Origin of the sequence: Hydrogenophaga crassostreae, assembly GCF_001761385.1 — a bacterium.
GTDB lineage: Bacteria > Pseudomonadota > Gammaproteobacteria > Burkholderiales > Burkholderiaceae_C > Hydrogenophaga > Hydrogenophaga crassostreae.
In genome coordinates this window covers 3,769,897-3,789,703 of sequence record NZ_CP017476.1, presented here as the reverse complement: position 1 = coordinate 3,789,703, position 19,807 = coordinate 3,769,897, and the positions used below count along the sequence as shown (strand labels likewise).

General features: G+C 62.8%; 18 protein-coding genes and 1 pseudogene. 7 read left to right on the top strand and 12 right to left on the bottom strand.

The genetic code is table 11. From position 1 onward, the window contains the following. The first annotated feature begins 472 nt into the window (after positions 1-472). Positions 473-3,805, top strand: a complete 3,333-nt coding sequence (locus LPB072_RS17385; protein WP_066085847.1) for a PAS domain-containing protein — start codon at positions 473-475, stop codon at positions 3,803-3,805. A gap of 143 nt (positions 3,806-3,948) precedes the next feature. On the opposite strand, the gene LPB072_RS17380 is transcribed toward LPB072_RS17385, so the two are convergent. Further along, positions 3,949-4,887: an inositol monophosphatase family protein gene (locus LPB072_RS17380; RefSeq protein ID WP_066085850.1), complete on the bottom strand. Its 939-nt coding sequence runs from the start codon at positions 4,885-4,887 to the stop codon at positions 3,949-3,951. 212 nt (positions 4,888-5,099) lie between these two features. On the opposite strand from LPB072_RS17380, the pseudogene LPB072_RS17375 reads away from it, so the two are divergent. Together LPB072_RS17375 and cysE are read left to right on the top strand one after the other, a co-directional pair. Then, positions 5,100-5,845: pseudogene (locus tag LPB072_RS17375) on the top strand (RNA methyltransferase). Positions 5,846-5,855: 10 nt separating this feature from the next. Continuing rightward, on the top strand, positions 5,856-6,632 hold the full coding sequence (gene cysE, locus LPB072_RS17370) for a serine O-acetyltransferase (protein WP_066085858.1): 777 nt from the start codon (positions 5,856-5,858) through the stop codon (positions 6,630-6,632). Between the two features lie 240 nt (positions 6,633-6,872). Here cysE and LPB072_RS17365 read toward each other — a convergent pair whose 3' ends face one another. Genes LPB072_RS17365 through yjgA form a run of 3 tightly spaced genes read right to left on the bottom strand, consistent with a single transcriptional unit; the run spans position 6,873 to position 8,647 of the window. Next, on the bottom strand, positions 6,873-7,349 hold the full coding sequence (locus tag LPB072_RS17365) for an FKBP-type peptidyl-prolyl cis-trans isomerase (RefSeq protein ID WP_066085861.1): 477 nt from the start codon (positions 7,347-7,349) through the stop codon (positions 6,873-6,875). Between the two features lie 28 nt (positions 7,350-7,377). Beyond that, positions 7,378-7,983 carry a molybdopterin adenylyltransferase gene (gene mog / locus LPB072_RS17360; protein WP_066085864.1) on the bottom strand — a complete coding sequence of 202 codons (606 nt, stop codon included), beginning with the start codon at positions 7,981-7,983 and terminating at the stop codon, positions 7,378-7,380. 4 nt (positions 7,984-7,987) lie between these two features. Beyond that, positions 7,988-8,647 carry a ribosome biogenesis factor YjgA gene (gene yjgA, locus LPB072_RS17355; RefSeq protein ID WP_066085867.1) on the bottom strand — a complete coding sequence of 220 codons (660 nt, stop codon included), beginning with the start codon at positions 8,645-8,647 and terminating at the stop codon, positions 7,988-7,990. Between the two features lie 121 nt (positions 8,648-8,768). Here yjgA and pmbA point away from each other — a divergent pair, with 121 nt between their 5' ends. Next, positions 8,769-10,196, top strand: coding sequence for a metalloprotease PmbA (gene pmbA / locus LPB072_RS17350; protein WP_082876728.1), 1,428 nt, complete (start codon positions 8,769-8,771; stop codon positions 10,194-10,196). A gap of 117 nt (positions 10,197-10,313) precedes the next feature. Then, on the top strand, positions 10,314-10,760 hold the full coding sequence (locus LPB072_RS17345; RefSeq protein ID WP_066085870.1) for a GatB/YqeY domain-containing protein: 447 nt from the start codon (positions 10,314-10,316) through the stop codon (positions 10,758-10,760). A 7-nt stretch (positions 10,761-10,767) separates the two neighbouring features. Here the strand turns inward: LPB072_RS17345 and LPB072_RS17340 are convergent, their stop codons facing one another. Together LPB072_RS17340 and lysA are read right to left on the bottom strand one after the other, a co-directional pair. Then, complete coding sequence (locus LPB072_RS17340; RefSeq protein ID WP_066085872.1) at positions 10,768-11,661, bottom strand: DMT family transporter; 894 nt, start codon at positions 11,659-11,661, stop codon at positions 10,768-10,770. A 24-nt stretch (positions 11,662-11,685) separates the two neighbouring features. Continuing rightward, positions 11,686-12,924, bottom strand: a complete 1,239-nt coding sequence (gene lysA / locus LPB072_RS17335) for a diaminopimelate decarboxylase (protein WP_066085875.1) — start codon at positions 12,922-12,924, stop codon at positions 11,686-11,688. 69 nt (positions 12,925-12,993) lie between these two features. On the opposite strand from lysA, the gene LPB072_RS17330 reads away from it, so the two are divergent. After that, positions 12,994-13,914, top strand: a complete 921-nt coding sequence (locus LPB072_RS17330) for a LysR family transcriptional regulator (protein ID WP_066085877.1) — start codon at positions 12,994-12,996, stop codon at positions 13,912-13,914. A gap of 54 nt (positions 13,915-13,968) precedes the next feature. Here LPB072_RS17330 and rpsU read toward each other — a convergent pair whose 3' ends face one another. Together rpsU and LPB072_RS17320 are read right to left on the bottom strand one after the other, a co-directional pair. After that, on the bottom strand, positions 13,969-14,181 hold the full coding sequence (gene rpsU, locus LPB072_RS17325; protein ID WP_066085880.1) for a 30S ribosomal protein S21: 213 nt from the start codon (positions 14,179-14,181) through the stop codon (positions 13,969-13,971). Between the two features lie 277 nt (positions 14,182-14,458). Further along, complete coding sequence (locus LPB072_RS17320) at positions 14,459-14,833, bottom strand: NIPSNAP family protein (protein WP_066085883.1); 375 nt, start codon at positions 14,831-14,833, stop codon at positions 14,459-14,461. Positions 14,834-14,941: 108 nt separating this feature from the next. Between LPB072_RS17320 and LPB072_RS17315 the strand changes: the two genes are divergently transcribed. Further along, the gene (locus tag LPB072_RS17315; protein WP_066085885.1) at positions 14,942-15,655 is read left to right on the top strand and encodes an ArsR/SmtB family transcription factor; all 714 of its coding nucleotides are present in this window, start codon (positions 14,942-14,944) and stop codon (positions 15,653-15,655) included. Here LPB072_RS17315 and LPB072_RS17310 read toward each other — a convergent pair whose 3' ends face one another. The 4 genes from LPB072_RS17310 to ybiB form a co-directional block, all read right to left on the bottom strand. After that, positions 15,656-16,861, bottom strand: coding sequence for a BaiN/RdsA family NAD(P)/FAD-dependent oxidoreductase (locus LPB072_RS17310; protein ID WP_066085888.1), 1,206 nt, complete (start codon positions 16,859-16,861; stop codon positions 15,656-15,658). Beyond that, on the bottom strand, positions 16,861-17,985 hold the full coding sequence (locus LPB072_RS17305) for a sterol desaturase family protein (protein ID WP_066085891.1): 1,125 nt from the start codon (positions 17,983-17,985) through the stop codon (positions 16,861-16,863). Before LPB072_RS17305 ends, LPB072_RS17310 begins: the two co-directional genes overlap by 1 nt. A gap of 79 nt (positions 17,986-18,064) precedes the next feature. Continuing rightward, positions 18,065-18,859, bottom strand: coding sequence for a uroporphyrinogen-III C-methyltransferase (gene cobA / locus LPB072_RS17300; protein ID WP_066086380.1), 795 nt, complete (start codon positions 18,857-18,859; stop codon positions 18,065-18,067). Further along, a complete protein-coding gene (ybiB, locus tag LPB072_RS17295) occupies positions 18,849-19,775 on the bottom strand; it encodes a DNA-binding protein YbiB (protein ID WP_066085894.1) in 927 nt (308 codons plus the stop codon). The genes cobA and ybiB overlap by 11 nt, the downstream gene beginning before the upstream one ends. Positions 19,776-19,807: the final 32 nt, after the last annotated feature.

Below are 19,807 nucleotides of genomic sequence, written 5' to 3'. Positions count from 1 at the left end.
AGTTCCTTCTACTCAATTGACCGCTCTTGATCGCGGTTGGCACCACGGGGCAGAACTCGGGAATGTGCCGGGCCATTTTGGGCGCGCTCTGGGCCGATGATTCGCTTGACCCAACCGATGGCTGCTGCCCGGCTGGCGGGGCAAACGCCCGGTTTGGCAGCGCCGACCACACAAATTATGCCGTGCCCCTCGGGCCGGGTCGCGTTGAGTGGCAAATGGCGCCTGTGTCTTTGTCAAACGCCGTAACGGGAAGGCTGCAGTTTCGAACATGCCAGGCTGACTCAGCCGGTTGCCCGTGTGACCGGAGGCGGTCTGCATGACCCCCTGCAAGGCAGCGCCCGTTCCATGGATCCATCGTTAGGGGAGAAGAAGCGTAGGCTTTGCCCCTCTATTGCTGGCGACTCCTGGAGGGTCATGCAACACAATTCAGGACTATGCTTGGAGAACTTTTTCTCTCAAACCCGAATTGCCCATGCTTGGATACGGATTGCCCGGTGCAAATGGCGCGCCACCGATCGAGGATCTGGCGGTGAGTGAGTTCGTGGGTTCCGGAAGCACGGACACCCTGTTGATGGGGCTGGCCTTCCAGGCCCTGCCGGTCCCTGCCTGTGTGGTTTGTGTCCATGAGTCTGCTGTCCTGACCATGAACCAGGCCTGGGCCGATGCCACTGGCGTTCGGGCGAGCGAAGCGTCGGCGAAGGGATTTGATGTCTTTGATGGGACTTTGAGGGCAGCAATCAGCGGCGCCTGGGACAGCCGGTCCGAGCCTTCTGCGATGGTCGAATGGTTTGGCTCGGGGTCGGGAGGCGTTGATCAGGACTGGCAGCTGCAATGCACTGCTTTGGCGGCACCACAGGCGCACCTGGCTTTGCTGGTGCTCCTGAAAAACGGCGTCTCTCGATCTGCTGTGGAGAACCATGCCAGCCAGTTGGTGGCGAGAGCACCTGAAATCAACCAGTTGCTTCAGCAGCAGGTGCAGCTGCACCTTGACATCGAGCGGCTGGCCCGGGTTGGTCACTGGACCAGCGTCGAAGGGACCGAGGATGTGATCTGGTCACCCGGCCTGTATGAGATCGCCGGCCTGCAGCCGAAAGGCATTATTGCCAAGCAGGAGGGCCGTTCCGGCATCCATCCGGATGACAGCGAGGCTTGGCTGGATGCCCGCCAGGCGTTGGACGGGCGGGAAGTGCTCTACCGGTGGACCCGGCCCAGTGGCGAATTGCGCTGGTTGCGCACGCGAATGGGTCGCACCAATGTGGATGGCCGGTTCGATGTGGGTTTTGGCGTGATACAGGACATCACGGAAGAGCGCGAAGCCAAGCTGGCCCTGGCCAATGAGCTGGAGTTTGTTCACAACATCGCAGCCCATGTTCCCGGGGCCATCTACCGGGCTCGGCGGGCCGCAGACGGCACCCCGTCTGTGTCGTATGTCAGCCCGTCTTCCCTGGAAGTTCTGGGGGTGAGAGCTTCGGATGTGTTGCAGGACCAACGCCTGTTTTTCTCCAACATCATCGCCGAGGATTTGCCCGTTCTCCTGAAACTGCTGGAGCGCTCCAGCAAAGACCTGACCACCATGCGAGCGGCTTTTCGGGCCGATGTCCCGAACCGGGGTCGCCGGTGGATTCAGGCGGAAGCGACCACGCAGCGCGAGCCGGATGGAGCGACTGTCTGGCATGGATTCATCACCGACGTAACCGACAACCTGGAAGCCAGCAAGGCGCTGGAACGCCAGCACCGCATGCTGCAGGCCATTCAGCAGTCCCAGGCCACTTTTATCGGGGTGGAAGACAAACGCAAAGCTTTTGAAGGCCTGCTGGCTTCGTTCCTGAGCGTGACCGACAGTGCGTTTGGATTTGTTGGCGAGGTGCTGTTTGATGCGCAAGGGCAACCCTTTCTGCGCATGCAGGCCTTGACCAACATCGCCTGGAACGAAGAAACGAGAAGCATGGTGGAAGCCAGTGCGGCCACCGGTGTCGAGTTTCGTGGCCTGAACTCGTTGTTTGGTTATGCCTTGCGCACCGGTGAGACGGTCATCAGCAACAACCCGGCAAAAGACCCTCGCTCAGGAGGCTTGCCACCGGGACACCCCGCGCTTGACAGCTTTATGGCGGTCCCGATCGAACTGAATGGCCAGTTGGTGGCCATGGTCGGGCTGGCCAACCGGGCCGATGGTTTTGATGCCAGTGATGTTGAATTCCTGAAGCCCTTGCTGGGAACTGTTCGCGAACTCGTGGTGGCATCACGTGCGAACGCAGAACGACAGCGCTCGCGATTGAAGTTTCAAGCCACCAGCACCTTGTTGGCAAAACAGAGCGCGGCACTGCAAGTGACGTTTGACAGCATCAGCCAGGGCCTGACCATGGTTGATGCAGAGGGTTGTGTGCGGTTTTACAACCAGCGGATGCTGGAGCTGCTGGATTTGCCGGAGTCCCTCCTGCGTGATCAACCGCTGCACGCCGACCTGGTCAGATACCAGGAAGACCGTGGTGATTTTGGCACCGAGCTCAAGCAGCTTCCAGCTGACCTGGTGCCGTATGTGCGCGGTGAGCATTGGCCGCCGCCAGAAAAATACGTTCGGCAGACCAGGGCCGGGAAAATGCTCGAAGTGATGACGCGCCTGTTGCCTACTGGCGGGTTTGTGCGCACCTACACCGATGTCACGTCGTATTTCGATACGCAGGAAGCTTTGCGCGAAGAGCGACAGCGGCTCCAGTGGGTGCTGGAAGCCACGCGCCCCGGTATCTGGGAAATCAACGTCGAGACCAAAGAAACCCAGTACAACGAGCGCTGGGCCGGCATGCTGGGGTATTCATTGAGTGAACTGGCTCCCAGCACGGTTCTCACATGGCAACACCTGGTGCACCCGAACGATCTTCCGAGCGCGCAGGAAAAGATTGCACAGCATCTCGCCGGGAACCTGCCCTACTACGAATGCGATTTGCGCATGCGGCACAAAAGCGGACAGTGGCTGTGGGTGAACGACCGGGGGCGCGTGCACCGCCGCGATGCCGATGGAAAAGCGCTCTACATGTCGGGGACCCTGCTCGATATCAACGAACGTGTCGCTGCACAGGAAGAGGTGCGATCCCTCAACAGCAGCCTGGAGCGGCGCGTGGAAGAGCGCACCGCCGAGCTGGAGCGCTCCATGAAAGACATGGAGGCCATTTCCTACTCTATCGCCCATGATTTGCGCGCACCATTGCGTTCGGTGAACGGATTTGCTTCGCTGATTGCTGAAGATGAAAGCGAGCGCCTGAGCCCTGAGGCGCTCAAGATGTTTCAGCGCATAGCGCGTTCGTCACGCAACATGGGCCAGATGATCACCGACATGCTGGAGCTGTTGCGAGTGGTGCGCGTGGACCTGGATGCGGTGTCAGTGAACATGAACCAGCTCGCCCATTCGGTGAGCGAATCGCTGGCGCCTGGAACGCCCCATGCGTTGATTGGCATCAAGCCCCTGCCTTCTGTGATGGGTGATGCGACGCTGTTGCGCCAGGTGTTGATGAACCTCATGGACAACGCCTTGAAGTACGCACGCCACCGACCCCAGCCGGAACTGGTGCTGGGGTTCGATGAGCGCCAACGGGCGTTCTATTTGCGCGACAACGGTATGGGCTTTGACATGGCGCGGGCAGGCAAACTTTTTGGTTTGTTCCAGCGCATGCATGCCGACAGCGAAGTGCCTGGCACTGGCGTTGGTCTGGCGATCGTGGCCCGCATCGTGGAGCGCCATGGCGGGCGCATCTGGGCGCAAGCAACACCCGGAGAAGGGGCTACGTTTTGGTGGACCTTGCCCAGGGTTTGAGGCTTCGATGTGGCTGAAGGTGCCGGTGCAGACCCCTTGGCTGCGCCAATTGAACGTGGCGGGTTTGCCATTGCCTCGGCAGCGGGGCGCAAACAGCCCAGGCGTCTGGCCTGACTGGCTGCTTGCTGCCTGGGCAGGCGCGCTTAAAAAGGCGCTGCCAGTTCCGTGGGCGGGAAGTCGTCGCTGTCGGGGGCCTTGATCTCTGGCAATGGCTGATCTTCATCGGCGACCGGCGCCAGTTTCTGGCGCACAGTGGCTTTGTCGCCCGCGCTGGCGAATTTGCTGTATTTCCCGATCACGTTCACCAGCTGGCCATAGATCTTCGGGTTGGCCGCCAGGCACTCTTTTTGTTCGAGAAAGTTGGACTCGCCGGTGAAATTGCCGACCAGGCCGCCAGCTTCGGTCACGAGCAACGCTCCCGCTGCCACGTCCCAGGGCGACAGGCCCATTTCAAAGAAGCCGTCGGTGTTGCCCGCGGCCACGTAGGCCAGGTCGAGCGCGGCCGAGCCCAGGCGGCGCACGCCTGCGCACTTGGGCATCACGTCGCCCAGCATCTGCATGTAGGTGGGCAGGGAGTCGCCCGGACGGAATGGGAAGCCGGTGGACAGCAGGGTGGGGCGCAACGTGTCGCGCTTGGCGACGCGGATGCGGCGGTCGTTCAAATAGGCCCCACGACCTCGCGTGGCGCAGAAAAGGTCGTTGCGGCTGGGATCGTAGACCACGGCTTGTTCCAGGCGGTTGCCCACCATGAGCGCAATGCTCACGCAGTAAACCGGCAGGCCGTGAATGAAGTTGGTGGTGCCGTCCAATGGGTCGATGATCCAGACGTGATCGGCGCCGCCGTGTTTGCCTTCGCGCCGTCCGGACTCTTCGGCCCAGATCGCGTGATCGGGGTAGGCCGTGAGCAAAATGTCGATGATGGCCGCTTCAGCGTTCTGGTCAACTTCGGTCACGAAGTCATTGGTCTGCTTGACGGAGACCCGTACCGACTCCACGTCCAGCGCGGCGCGGTTGATGATGGTACCGGCGGTACGAGCGGCCTTGATGGCCACGTTGAGCATGGGGTGGAGTGTGGACGACATGAATTGTGAACCTTTGCGAGCCCCGGGGCAGGGCACGCGACAGAGGAAGAGCAGACAACGGGCCCCGGCGATGGGGGCGGCGACAATAGGCGCTATTTTAACGACTTGACCCGCGCGCCGTGTCGAATTTCCAGCGCACACCGCCGAACCGGCTTTGCCGGGCGCCTGGTGTGGCCCCTCGGGGGTGACGCGGAGCGGCGCGGGGGTAGCTTATGTTGACCCGATTTATCCTGATCCAGACCAGTCATGCCGGCAATGTGGGCGGCACCGCGCGCGCCATGAAAACCATGGGGTTTGACGATTTGGTGCTGGTGGCGCCGCGCTGGGCCAACGTGTTGCGTCGGGAAGAAACCATCCAGCGCGCCAGCGGGGCCAACGATGTTCTGGCCAACGCGCGCATCGTTGAAACGCTGGACGAAGCGCTGGACGGTGTCGACCATTTGTGTGCCACGGCCATGACGCCGCGCGATTTTGGCCCTCCCACCCGAGCACCGCGTGAACACTTTGCCCAGCTGATGGGAGCCGCTTCCACTGAGGCCTCGCGCCCGGGGGCATCGCATTTCTTTTCGGTTCGGAGCGCTTCGGCATGCGCAATGAGGATGTGTACCGCTGCCATTCCTGCCTCTCCATACCCACCGACCCCAAGTTCGGTTCGCTGAACCTGGCGGCGGCGGTGCAGTTGATCGCATACGACTGGCGCGAGGCGCTGGGCGGCTTTGCTTTGCCTGCGACCACGCCCGAAAAGCCACCCGCCGATGCCAAGGCCCTGGCGGGCATGTTGGCTCATTTGGAACAGGCGCTTGTGGCGGTGGACTTTCTGGATCCCGATGCGCCCAAAAAGCTGATGCCGCGCCTGAACCAGCTTTTTAACCGCGCCGCACCGAGCGAAGAAGAAATCCACATCCTGCGTGGTGTTGCCAAGGCCATGTTGCGAGCCGCTGCGGCGGCCAAACGCTAGACTCTTCAACATGTTTGAACGAATCCGATCCGATATCCAGTGCGTTCTTGAACGCGATCCCGCCGCGCGCAGCATCTGGGAAGTGGTCACCTGCTACCCCGGTCTGCATGCCGTCTGGCTGCACCGCCCGGCGCATTGGTGCTGGGCGCACGGTTTCAAATGGTTGGGCCGCTTCATTTCCCACGTGGCCCGCTGGCTGACGGGCATTGAAATACACCCCGGTGCCAAGGTCGGGAATCGCGTGTTTTTTGACCACGCCATGGGGGTGGTGGTGGGCGAAACGGCTGAAATTGGCGATGGCTGCACGATTTACCAGGGCGTGACCCTGGGCGGTACCTCGCTCTACAAGGGCACCAAACGCCATCCCACCTTGGGCAAGGACGTGGTGGTGAGCGCGGGTGCAAAAGTGCTGGGCGGCTTTGAGGTGGGCGATGGCGCCAAGATCGGCAGCAATGCCGTGGTGATCAAGCCCGTGCCCGCAGGTGCCACCGCCGTGGGCATTCCCGCGCGCATCATCCAGAGCAAAAAAGATGAGAGCCCGGACGTCGCCGAAGAAATCAAACCCAAGTTCGAGGCTTATGGCATCACCCAGGACGACGATCCGCTGTCACAAGCCATGCGTGGCCTGATTGACAGTGCGTCGGGGCAGGACCACCAGATCGCCTTGCTCTGGCAAGCCATAGAAAAACTCAGCAACTGCGTGAAAGACGGCGATTGTTTGCCGATCGACGCGGCGCTCAAAGAGTGTTTTGAAGCCGAGAAGCTGAATCAGCTGGTGGGGAAATAGAGTCCCCTCTGGGCCGGCTTCGCGGCATCCTGGGTTAAGACACTTCGCGCTGGCGGCGTTCGCAACATGCCGTCGCATAGACCTGCACAGCACAAGCAGGGGTCGAGCGATCAGGTTCGCGCTTCTCTGCCCTTCAAAAACCAACCCATATCCGTACCGCGTGCCCTAACTCAGGGCACCGCGGAACCGGCTTTGCCGGGCCACCAGTGCCGCCCCCTGTGGGGTGACGGGAGGCTTGGTTCAATGGTGATGGCCATGCGCACCATGCGCGTGGCCATGCGACACCTCTTCGGCGCTGGCTGCTTGCACATCGATCACTTTGAGGGTGAATTTCAGCGTCTGACCGGCCATCGGGTGGTTGCCGTCGAGCAGCACGTTGGGGCCCTTGATTTTGGTGACGGTGAAGACCTGCTGGTTGCCTTGCTCGTCCTGCCCTTGCAACTGGCCGCCAACTTTCACGCCCGGTGGGAACTCGCTCTTGGGAATGCTGGTGACCAGGCTCTCGTCGCGCTCGCCAAAGGCGTCTGCAGGGGCGAGGGTCAAAGTGGTTTCAAAGCCTTTTTCCTGGCCTTCCAGCGCATTTTCGATGCCGACCAGGGTGTTGCCATAGCCGCCGTGCAGATAGGCGCGTGGCTCCTTGCCATCTTCCAGAACTTTGCCCTGGACATCGGTGGCGCGGAAGGAGAGGGTGACGACGGTGTCTTTGGTGATTTTCATTGGGATGGGTCTTTCGAGAAATGAAGGCTCAGCGCACAGGACGCACCGCCGATTTGGGCCGGAAGCCTTTGCAGACTTCGTCGTGCGTTTCCAGGTACGGGCCGCCGATCAGGTCAATGCAGTAGGGCACGGCAGCGAAGATGCCGTTGACCTTTTGGCTGCCGTCCGCGTTTTTCAGGCCTTCCAGCGTTTCGGCAATGGCCTTGGGCTGGCCGGGCAGGTTGACGATCAGGCTTTGGTCGCGGATCACGGCGACCTGGCGCGAAAGGATGGCGGTGGGCACGAAGGCGAGGCTGATCTGGCGCATCTGTTCGCCGAAGCCAGGCATCTCTTTGTGGGACACAGCCAAGGTGGCCTCGGGCGTCACATCGCGCAAGGCGGGGCCGGTGCCGCCGGTGGTGAGCACCAGCGAGCAGCCCGCGTTGACCAATTCGATCAGTGCGGCGCTGATGCCCGCTTGTTCGTCGGGAATCAGGCGTGCATCGAACGTGATCGGGTTTTTCAATGCGCGGGTCAGCCAGTCTTGCAGCGCGGGCAGGCCCTTGTCTTCGTAGGTGCCGGCGCTGGCGCGGTCGCTGATGGAGACGATGCCGATGCGCACCGGCTCGTGTGTGGGGGCCTCGGTTGTGCTCATGGGTTTATTCGTCAGCGCCTTCGTTTTCGCGCTCTTCAGCAGCGGCCTCGGGGCTCAAAGCCGTGCGCACGAGCTGGAAGACTTCGCGGAAGGCTTTGCCGTGGCGAAGGGCTTCGCCCGGGCGCTCCTTGACGCCCTCTGCGTCTTTGCGCGCCTGGCGAATGAGCGTGCGCAGGTGCTGCACGTCGGTTTGTGGCGCCAGTTCCATCCAGCCGGTCAGGGCGTCGTCATCGGCCACCAGCCTGTCGCGCCACTGCTCTGCCTGGTGCAGCGCCAGTGTGGCTTCGGCCGATGGCTTGCGTTGCTCTTCCAGCGCGGCTTCGATGGCCGCGATGCTCTCGTCACCCTGCTTGCGCATGAGCTTGCCGATGAACTGGATCTGGCGGCGACGCCCTTCAAAGTTGGTGATGCGCCGCGTGTCGTTCAGCGTGATGACCAGTTTTTCTGACAGGTGTTCGGCATCGACCAGTTTTTTGAACAGGCTGCTGTTGAGCGTGAGCAGTTGCTCGCCCAGATCTTGCAGGCGGTCGCTTTCGCGTTTCATGTCGGTCTTGCTCATGTCCACCGATCCTTTGAGCTCGCGTTTGAGCTCGAGATCGAGTTCGCTGCCGGCGGCAACAAATTGGCCACGAACAAAATAGCCTTTGGTGGGTTTGCGGGACATGGGTTCTTCGGAAAAGCGGGGTAGAGGATAGTGCCGGCGAATCGGGCGTTAAGCGTCATCAAGGGGGCATCGGCCTTCCTTTGAGCGGTTCGCGCGGGCGACAAGTATCATAGCTGCCGACATGAAAAAACCCCTCCATACCCCCTCTTTGCCCACAAGCGCACCCTCTTCGAAGCCGTTGCAGGGGTTTCAATACGCCCGCGACCAGTTTGAGGAATTGACCGATCTTGCTCTGAAGCACGCGAAAAAGCTGGGCGCGGCCGATGCGGGCGCCGAGGTGTCGGAGGGCGCAGGCCTGAGCGTTTCGGTGCGCAAAGGCGAATTGGAAAACGTGGAGCGCAACCGCGACAAATCGCTGGGTGTGACGGTTTATCTGGGCAACAAGCGGGGCAATGCCTCGACTTCCGACTTCTCGGTCGCCGCCGTGCGCCAGACGGTGCAGGCCGCATACGACATTGCCCGGTACACCGCCGAAGACCCGTTCGCGAGCCTTCCCGATGAGCAGGATGTTGCGGACACCTGGACCGATCTGGATTTGTTCCACCCCTGGGCCATCAACTCCGAAGAAGCCTTGCAGATTGCCCTGGCTTGCGAAGCGGCGGCATTCGCCACCAGCAAGAAAATCAACAACAGCGAGGGGGCAGGCGTTTCCGCCCAGCAATCACATTTTTTCGCCGCCCATATGCGCGGTGGCCAGACCGGCAAGCCAGGTATTTTCAGTGGCGGTTACGCCAGCTCGCGCCACAGCCTGTCGGTTGCGCCCATTGCGGGCAAGGGCGCGAACATGCAGCGCGATCACTGGTACAGCTCAACCCGTGCGCCCGAAGAGCTCGCCAGCCCCCAGGCCATTGGCCGCTATGCCGCCGAGCGCACGCTGGCGCGCCTGAACGGGCGCAAGATTGCGACCACCGAATGCCCGGTGCTGTTTGAGTCGCCTCTGGCTGCGGGCCTCCTGGGCGCATACGTGCAGGCCACCAGCGGTGGTGCGCTGTACCGCAAGACCACGTTCCTGGGCCAGAGCCTGGGCAAGCGTGTCATGGCCAGACATCTGGACATCATGGATGACCCCTTTATCGTCGGCGGCAAAGGCAGCTCGCCGTTTGACAACGAAGGCGTTCGCACCCAGCGCCGCAAAGTGCTCAGCGCGGGCAAGGTGCAGGGCTATTTCCTCTCCACCTATTCCGCACGCAAGCTGGGCATGCGCACGACGGGCAATGCTGGCGGCTCCCATAACCTCACGCTGACCAGCCGCCTGACCCAGCCGGGCGACGACCTGAAGGGCATGCTCAAAAAACTGGGCCGAGGCCTGTTTGTGACCGAACTGATGGGTCAGGGCGTGAACTACGTGACCGGCGACTATTCCCGCGGTGCCTCGGGGTACTGGGTGGAAAATGGCGAAATCGTCTACCCGGTTCAAGAGATCACCATCGCGGGCAACCTCAAGGACATGTTCCAGGGCATCGACGCCGTGGGCGCCGACGCCTATAACTACGGCGCTAAAACCGTCGGCTCGATTCTGGTCAACCGCATGAAGGTGGCGGGCAGCTAAGGCAACCCGGCAGACCTCCCGCAGCAGGGATGCGCTCGCCGCAAGGGACTTGTTCCGTATTGCCCCAAGCTCGCCAGACTGCTTTTGCTTCACCACAAACACACTGAGAAATCCACCATGAGCCTCAAAGAAAAAATCACCGAAGACATGAAAGCCGCCATGCGCGCCAAAGACAGCGAGCGCCTGGGCACCATCCGTTTGCTGACAGCGGCCATGAAGCAAAAAGAGGTGGACGACCGCGTGGAGCTGGACGATGTCATGGTGGTGGCCATCGTCGACAAGCTGATCAAGCAACGCAAGGACAGCATCGAAGCCTTCACCAAGGCCGATCGCATGGACCTGGCCGACAAAGAGAAGTCGGAAATGGTGGTTCTGCAGGCCTATTTGCCGGCGCGCATGTCTGCCGAAGAGGTGACGGCCGCGGTCAAGTCCATCGTGGCCGGGCTGGGCGCTTCGGGCCCTGGCGATATGGGCAAGGTCATGGGCGCGGTGAAAGCGCAACTGGCGGGCAAGGCCGATATGGGCCAGGTGTCTGCCGCTGTGAAGGCGGCTCTGGCCGGCTGAACCCGCTTCAGGAATGGCCCAGGATCAGGGCCGTTCCCGTGATCGCCAAGGTGGCGCCGACCCACGCGCCCAGCGCCGGGCGGCGGCGGTAGATGAGCCACAGCAGGGGCAAGATCACGATGGGCGACACAGAGGAGAAAATGGCCACGATACCGGCCTGTCCCTCGTGCAAAGCTTTCAATATCAGCGTCATGCCCAGCACCATGGCAACGGCGGCGCCCATGAAAACCAGACCCGCGTCGCGCAGCGTGATCGGGCCGCCCGACCTGGCGGGCTTCCAGCCTGAAAACCACAGCGCACCGTGCGCCGCCAAAGCCAGGGTGGTGCGCACAGCCGATGCGGCTATCGGGTCGATACCGGTGGTCATCAAGGGCTTGAGCATCAGCGTGGCCAGCGATTGGCACAGGGCGGCGAGCAGGCCAAAACCCACACCCACGGCCAGCTTTCCGCGCGTTTGCTCCCAGATATGGGACTCGTTGCTGCGTCTGCCCCACAGAATGGCGATCATCACGCCGCCCATCAGCATCGCGCTGCCCAACAAGGCCCAGCCCCACAACACCTCGCCGAGCCAGACCCAGGCCAGCAAGGCGGAAAACAGGGCGTGGCAGGCAAACAAGACGCCCGAGCGGCGGGGGCCCAGGCGGTTCATGCAGGCGAACAAAGCCGTGTCACCGACGAAGATGCCGATCAGGCCGGAGAGGGCGAGCAAGCCCATGGCGGAGGGGTGCAGGCTGTGCCATCCGCCGCTGGCGAGCGTCAGGGCCCACAGCAGCACCGTGGCGAAGGCCATGCGCAGGCGGCTGAAGCCGATGGCGCCCAGGCGTTGGGTCGGGCCGACGGAGAAGGTGCTCGCGGTCGCCCAGCAGGTAGCGGCCAGCAAGGCCATGAACTCTGGGCGCATGGGTGAGGGGCTAACCGAGGCGGTTCATGCGTTTTCCAGTGCCAGCAATTCTTCGATGGTCTGGCGGCGGCGAATCAATCGGTGTGTTTTGCCCGTTACCAGCACTTCGGCGGCGAGCGGGCGGCTGTTGTAGTTGCTCGACATCGAAGCCCCGTAGGCGCCTGCATCGTGCAGCACCAGCAGGTCGCCCACCCGGGCTTCGGGCAGTTCGCGTGTGAGGACCACGCCGCCTTCGGCTTGCGTAAAAACGTCGCCTGATTCGCACAGCGGACCGGCGACCACCGTGGCGCGGCTGGGGTGCACTTCGTCGTCAGCAGGGATCACGCTCATGCCGTGGAAAGCGCCGTACATGGAAGGGCGCATCAGGTCGGAAAAACCGGCATCTACCAGGGTGAAATGCTGGCCTCCCTGGAATTTGGTGGCGCGCACCTCGGCCAGCAACACACCCGCTTCCGCCACGAGGTAGCGGCCGGGCTCCAGTTCCAGGTGCACGGCGTGGCCCAGGTGGCTGGCGATTTCGCGGCGCGCGGCGTCCCACAGGCTGAAATAGTGATCGGTGTCGATATGGGGCTCGTCGGCCTGGTAGGGAATGGACAAGCCGCCGCCCGCCGAGATGGCCTCGAGATCGGCGCCGCAGTTTTTCACCAGTGTCACCATGGCGGCGCAGACCTCTTCAAGGTGCCCATAGTCGACGCCTGAGCCGATGTGCATGTGCAGACCCACCAGGTGCAAGCCGTGTTCTTTTACGGCCGCCAGTGCGGCGGGCAGTTCGGTGTGCCAGATGCCGTGCTTGCTGTGCTCGCCGCCGGTGTTGGTTTTGTTGCTGTGGCCATGGCCAAAACCCGGGTTGATGCGCAGCCAGACGCGGTGGCCTTTGGAGCGCTGGCCGAGCTGGCCGAGCATGTCGATGGAGCCTGCGTTGACCGGAACAGCGTGCTGCACCACCGTATCCAGCGTGGCATGGTCAAACAGGTCGGCGGTGAACACGATACCGCTGGCACCTTGTGCGTTGGGCGCGGCGGTGAACCCGGCCGCAAGGGCACGCTCGATTTCACCGCGCGAAACCGCGTCAACCACCACGCCCTGATCGCGCATCAGGCGCAGCAAATGCAGGTTGGAGTTGGCCTTCTGGGCAAAGCGCACCGTGTCGAAACGCTTCAGATCGTTGATGCGCTGGCGGATGGTGGCGGCATCGTAGACCCACAAAGGGGTGCCGTATTCGGTGGCGAGGTCGCGCAAAAGGGTGCTGGAAAAAGGGTTCATGACACGATGATCTCAGCTTGTGGCCATATTGAAAAATGCTTTAATGTTTTAAATCCATTCAAATTTGATATGCAATTGACCCACCGCCAGATTGAGGTGTTTCGCGCCGTGATGGTGGCGGGCCATGTGACCCGCGCCGCTGAGGCTTTGCACACCTCGCAACCCACCGTGAGCCGCGAACTGGCGCGACTGGAGCAGGTGCTGGGCATTGCCCTGTTCGAGCGCGTCAAGGGCCGCCTGAGGCCCACTGTGCGTGCGCTGGCGCTGCTGGAAGAGGTGGAGCTGTCATTCGTGGGGCTGGAGCGCATCGCGGCCACGGCGGCTTCGTTGCGCGATTTTTCCCAGGGGCGGTTGCAACTGGCCTGCCTGCCTGCCCTGGCCCATGCACTCTTGCCGGATGCGATAAGGCGCTTTGTGTTGGTTCAGCCGGAAGCGGGCGTGAGCATCACACCGCAGGAGTCGCCTGGCCTGGAAGTGGCGCTCACCGAGCAGCGGTTTGACCTGGGGCTCACGGAGCGGCGAGAAGCCCCGGCGGCCACCGAGCTGCACAGTCTGCTGGAGGTGGATGAGGTGTGTGTCTTGCGTGAAGACCACCCGCTGGCGGCAAGCAGCGTGCTGTTGCCGCATGATTTTTCCGGTCAGGCATTTGTGAGCCTGGCGCCGACCGACCCTTACCGCCAGCAGATCGACGCGGTGTTCGATGGCGCAGGCGTGCAGCGCCAGTTGCGCATCGAGTCGCCCAGCGCGGTGTCGGTCTGTGCGCTGGTGCGCGAGGGCCTGGGCGTGGCGATCGTGAACCCGCTCACGGCGCTGGCGCTGTGCGGCCAGGGTCTGGTGATGCGCCCGCTGTCGGTCAGCATTCCGTTTCATGTGGCCGTGGTTTTGCCTTCATGGCGCTCGGAACACCCGTTGCGTGGGGACTTGCTGGAAGGGTTGGCCGCAGCAGCCCGTGCGCTGAAGGCCAGGCTGCCCGCCCGCGTACAGGCGTAAAAAAACCCGCCTGGCGTCCCGAGCGGGTTTTTTCGAAGCAACCGACCGGATAGATCAGTACATCTTCTTGGGCAACTGCATGGCACGGATGCGCTTGTAGTTGCGCTTGACGGCGGCAGCCTTCTTGCGCTTGCGCTCGGATGTGGGCTTCTCGTAGAACTCGCGGGCACGCAAGTCGGTCAGCAGGCCGAGTTTTTCGATGGTGCGCTTGAAGCGGCGGAGAGCGACGTCAAAGGGCTCGTTGTCTTTTACACGGATGGTCGTCATTAAAGAAGAGATTCCAGATTGTGCGGAAAGAGGATGACCGGGAGATCGGGCCCAGCCGTCGTATTCGCAAAGTTTCCCCGTCTGTTAACTAGTATCGGCCGACGGGGATTTGCCAGCAAAGCCTTGGATTATAGCCCTCACAGTGCCGAAGGCAAGTTGCATGGGGCTGCGCCCCACATCCATAGGCGGGGCAGAGGCGTTTGCTGGCCAGTTGGCGAAGCCCTTTCGTCGCATCAAAACCACAGGTCGAAGCGGCGGCTGGCTGCGCGGCGCAGCTTCATTCGGTCGGACTTGTCAGAGGCGCTGGCGCCACTGGCAGCGCGGGCTGCGCGGGCTGCGCGAAAGTCGAGTCCACGGTTCGGGTGAATTGCCGTTCTTCGCGAAGGATGAAGCGTTGCGTCTGGGCCCATTCGAAATTGGCGCGCCCGTCGGCGTCGGCTCGCAAACGTTGGCGGTAGGTTTCATAGGCCGACAGGCTGTCAAAGGCGATCAGGCACCAGGCAACGAAATTGCTGCCTTCGTGGGGCAGGAAGTAGCCCACCAGATGGCCGCCGCAGCGCGGAATGATGCGGCTCCAGTTGTCGGCGTAGGCGCGGAAGTTGTCGAGCTGGAATGGATCGATTTCGTAGCGGATGAAGCAGGTGATTTGCATGGCGCGGTTCCTGGTGTGTGCGAAGCTTCCAACATGGCACGGGTTGACGGGCAAACACTTCGCTGCGCAGCGAAGCGTTGCCTGTCCGTGCTGCGGCACACTCGCTCCATGAACACCAACCAGATTGCCCGCACCGCCTCGCTCATGGGCGAGCCCGCGCGCACCGCGATGCTGTTGGCGCTGATGGATGGTCGGGCCTTGACAGCGCGGGAGTTGTCGCTGGTCGCCGGGGTGTCTCCCGCCACGGCCAGTCGCCACCTGGCCCTGTTGCTGGATGCGGGATTTTTGGTGGTGGCGAAACAGGGCCGCCACCGTTATTACCGCCTGGCCTCACCCGACGTTGCATCGCTGATCGAAACGCTGATGCAGGTGTCGATGCCGGCCATTTCGCCTGTGAAGACTGGGCCGCGCGATCAGGCCTTGCGCACGGCTCGGATCTGTTATGACCACCTGGCGGGGCGCTTGGGGCTGGCGGTGGCCGATCACCTGGTGGCGTCTTCTGCGTTGGTGCTCCAGGACAATGCACATGTGCTGCCAGGCGACCGGCTCAACAAGACCTTGCAGCGCCTGGGCGTGTCAGAGGGTGCACAAGCGCTGGCTGGGCGTTCCTCTCGCCCGGTTTGTCTGCCTTGTCTGGACTGGAGCGAGCGGCGAAGCCACGTGGCCGGGCGCTTGGGTGCCTTGATTTGCTCCCATTGCCTGACCCAGGGGTGGCTGCTGCGCCGTCCGGGCACTCGCGCGCTTCAGGTGTCGGAGCCTGGCGCTCGCTCGCTGAGAGACTGGATGGGCACCGCGCGCTGGCGCGAAGTCACTGATGCTTGATCAGGCGGGCAGGGCGCTGGCGCAGGCGTGGGCGCTGGCCCAGGCCCACTGGAAGTTGTAGCCACCCAGCCAGCCGGTCACGTCCACCACTTCGCCGATGAAATACAGGCCGGGTTGCTTGGATTCCATGGTTTGGGACGACAGGTCGCGGGTGTCCACACCACCCATGGTCACCTCGGCTTTGCGGTAGCCCTCGCTGCCGTTGGGTGTGATTTCCCAGCGGGCGAATCGCTCGGCCAGTCGGGCCAGGGCCTTGTCGCTGGCGTCGCTGATCGGCTTTTGCCAGTCGGCATCTTGTTGCGTCCAGGCATCGGCCAGTCGGCTCGGGACCAGAGAAGCGAGTTCGTTGGCGATGAGTTTGCGGGAGCGGGCTTTGGCCTGGGTCAAAGCTTCTGGCAGATCCACCTCGGGCGCCAGGTTGAGGCGGATTGGCGTGCCCTCCTGCCAGTAGCTGGAGATCTGCAAGACGGCCGGGCCTGAGAGGCCTCGGTGGGTGAACAGCAGGTCTTCCATGAAGGCCATGCGGGTCTTCTTGGCGCCGGTTTCGATCTGGACCGGTAATGACAAACCGGCCAGCGGGATGTAGGGCGCCCATGCGTCGGCGTCGAAGGTGAGCGGCACGAGGCCCGGGCGCTGCTCGACCAATCGCAGGCCAAATTGTTTGGCGATGCGGTACCCGAAGTCGGTGGCGCCGATTTTGGGAATGGACAGGCCGCCGGTGGCGATTACCACGCTGCGGCTTTTGACCATGCCGCGATCGGTGTCCAGTTCATAGGCGCCATCGGCGACCCCGCGAACAGCTTTTACGCCGCACGGTTGCCAGCGCTGAACGCCGCCGGCGTCGCACTCGGCCACGAGCATGTTGATCAGGTCTTCGGCGGAGCGGTCACAGAAGAGTTGGCCTTTGTGTTTTTCGTGGAACGGGATGCCGTGTTTCTGCACCAGCGCGATGAAGTCTTGCGGCGTGTAGCGCGAGAGCGCCGAGCGGCAGAAGTTGGGGTTCTCGCTGATGAAGTGCTTGTGGGGCTGGCGCACATCGATGTCGCGGTTGGTGAAATTGGCGCGGCCACCGCCGGAAATACGCACCTTTTCGGCCACCTTCTCGCTGTGGTCCAGCACCAGCACCTTGAGGCCGCGCTGGCCGGCCACGCCCGCGCAGAACAAACCGGCGGCGCCTGCGCCGATCACAACAACATCAAAGTCCATCAAGGCTTCCAGACAAACGGAAACTTTACCTGTTTCCAGAACCCGTTGGGCACGTAGTCGCCCAGCACGCCGTAGCGCTCGGGCCAGAGTCTGGTGCTTTTCACAGCGGTGCCAAACAGATAATCAATGAAGGCGAAATGGGCCGAGTAGTTCTTGTCCAGCGCTTCCTGGTCCTGGCTGTGGTGCCAGTGGTGGAAGTTGGGGGTGACGATGAGGTAACGCAGGGGACCCAGGCGGACGCTGACGTTGGCGTGGTTGAACACCGCCTGGAATCCCACCACGATGATGTAGGCGTCGATCACGTCTTTGGAGAAACCCAGCGTGAAGATGGGCGCCAGCACCAGGGTGCGTGTGATCAGGATCTCGAGGATGTGCTGGCGCGAACCGGCCATCCAGTCCATGTGTTTGGCGCTGTGGTGCACGGCATGCAGGCGCCACAACGCGGGCACTTCGTGGTACGCCCGGTGGGTCCAGTACTGCACCAGATCGGCCACCAGAATGATCAGCAGCAGGCCGGCCCAGAAGGGCAAGGCTCCAAACCAGCCTCGGATGCCATCGCTCGATGCCCAGCCGAAGAGCTTGTGCACCAGCAGGTTGGTGGCCAGCAGCATGAAGCCGATCACCATGTGGTTGACGATGAAGTGGTGCACATCGGTTTGCCACTCGGGGCGAAAAACCGGCTGGTCCTTGCGCAGCGCGAACAGCTTTTCAATGAAGATGAAGATCAGCGCCGAGCCCAGCAGATCGAGGATGAACCAGTCGAGGCCGATGTAGGGCGTGCCGTCGGCGAAGTCGTTCACGGGTACCTTGCTGCCGCCGAGCAAGGCGGTGAGCGCCACGAGCAGGAAGGCGCCGGTGGCCAGCCAGCGCGAGCGGTTGAACAGGATGTTGACCAGGCTCAGGCCGCCGGCGAGCACCATGGCCAGGAACATGACGAGCCGGATGGTGTCCACGTCATAACTCTTGCGCAGCTCGGGCGTGGTCAGGTACTGGGGGAAGTGAAAGGCGAGCACGCCCAGAAAGCAGAGCATGCCCAGGACCAGCGCGATCACACCGGTGACCATGCCTTTGCCTGGCTGCAGGGCGCCGTGGCTTTCGGTGAGTTCGTTGAGTTTGTCGAGCACAGGGTTCCTCCGCTGGCGGCTTCAGGCCGCCTTTTGTTGAATTGCGCGGAGTGTAGCGGGCGGGGCCGCTCGCCCCCATTCAGGCCGCGTTCGAGAACGCCTGCGGCTGGCTGGCGGCCGCAATACCGCGCACCACGTCGCCGATCACGATCACGGCCGGGCTGCCGAGTTGTTCGCCGGCGATGGTGTCTGTCAGTTCGCCCAGCGTGCTGACGGCGTGGCGCTGCTGGGGCAGGGTGGCATGCTGAATGATGGCCAGCGGGGTGTGGGCGGGAAGACCGGTGAGCAGTTCTCGCTGGATCTGGGCGGCACCGGAGACGCCCATATAGATCACCAGCGTGAGCTTGGCGTCACGCGCGGTGGCGGCCAGGGTAGGCCAGTCGGTGCCCGAGTCGCCAGGTTTGGCGTGGCCGGTAACGAAGACGACGCCGTGGGCGTGGTCACGGTGGGTGAGCGGCACGCCCAACGCGGTCATGCCGCCCAGGCCAGCGGTGATGCCGTTGACCACCTGAACCTGAATGCCTTCGCTTTGCAGGTGCTCCACCTCTTCGCCGCCGCGGCCAAAAATGAACGGGTCACCGCCCTTGAGCCGCACCACGACCTCGCCTTCGCGTGCGGCCATGACCATGAGCTTTTCGATGAAGGCCTGCGGCGTGCTTTTGCAGCCGCCGCGTTTGCCCACGGGCACGATGCGCGCTTTGGGCGAGGCATGCACCAGGATGGCTTCGTTGACCAGATCGTCCACCAGCAGCACGGTGGCTGATGCGATCGCGCGCACGGCTTTGAGCGTGAGCAGCTCGGGGTCACCAGGCCCTGCGCCCACGAGGGTGACGGTGCCCGGCCGGAAAGGCGCGGGGGTGGAGTCAGTGGGCATGGGCAGTGCGGTCATGGTGCTGAACCTCCCGCAAGATGTGTTCCACCTGGAGCGATATGGGGGCGGGTACAGGGTTTTTCCCTAGCAACACGGCCTGGATGTAGCTGGCCGTCACGTCGGCATGGGTGTCTTTTGGCAGGTCGGGCAGCGATGCCAGCGAGCCTTCCTGGGCCGCTTGCAACGGATGGCGTTGGCCATTGCGAAAGGCCTCGATGCGCGGGGAGCGGCGTGCATCGGCCACGGGCTCGCCTTCGGTGCCACGCAGCAACAGGGCGTGGGCGCCGGTGAGTGCGAAAGTGGCGGCCATGGAGTCGGCGTACTCGGGGTGGGTGTAGCTGCCCACGATCAGGCCATGACCGTCGCAGGGATTCATCAGTTTCACCATGCTGTGGGCAGGGTTGCGAAGACCGATGGTGCGGCGCACCTCAAGCAGTGTTTTCAGGCCGGGGAGCAGCACCTCGGTGGGCACATAGGCCAATTCGCCGGCCTGGAGCGAGGGCGTGCTGGTCGCCGCGGCCATACCCAGCGCCGAGAACACGGCCTCTGTGGTTACCCGTTTGTCTTCGGTGGCCGTGCCGTGTACCACCACCGCCACGCCTTCCCGCGCCAGCAACATCGCCAGCAAGGGCGTGAGCACCGGCAGCTTGCGCGCACCGTTGTAGCTGGGCAGCACCACGGTGGTGCAACCGTTGTCGGGCAGCTTGTTCAGGCGCTGGTGTGTGGCGTCGAGAAATCCGGCCATTTCCTGGTCGGTCTCGCCCTTGATGCGCATGGCGATGCAAAAGGCGCCCATTTCCAGATCGCTGACCGCGCCGTCGAGCACCTGGCCCATCAGGTCGGTGGCTTGCTCGCGGTTCAAGGCGCGGGCGCCGTCTTTGCCGCGCCCGATTTCTTTGATGTAGTGACTGATTCCCATAGCTGCTAATTGTCGGGCAATCCTGATGACTT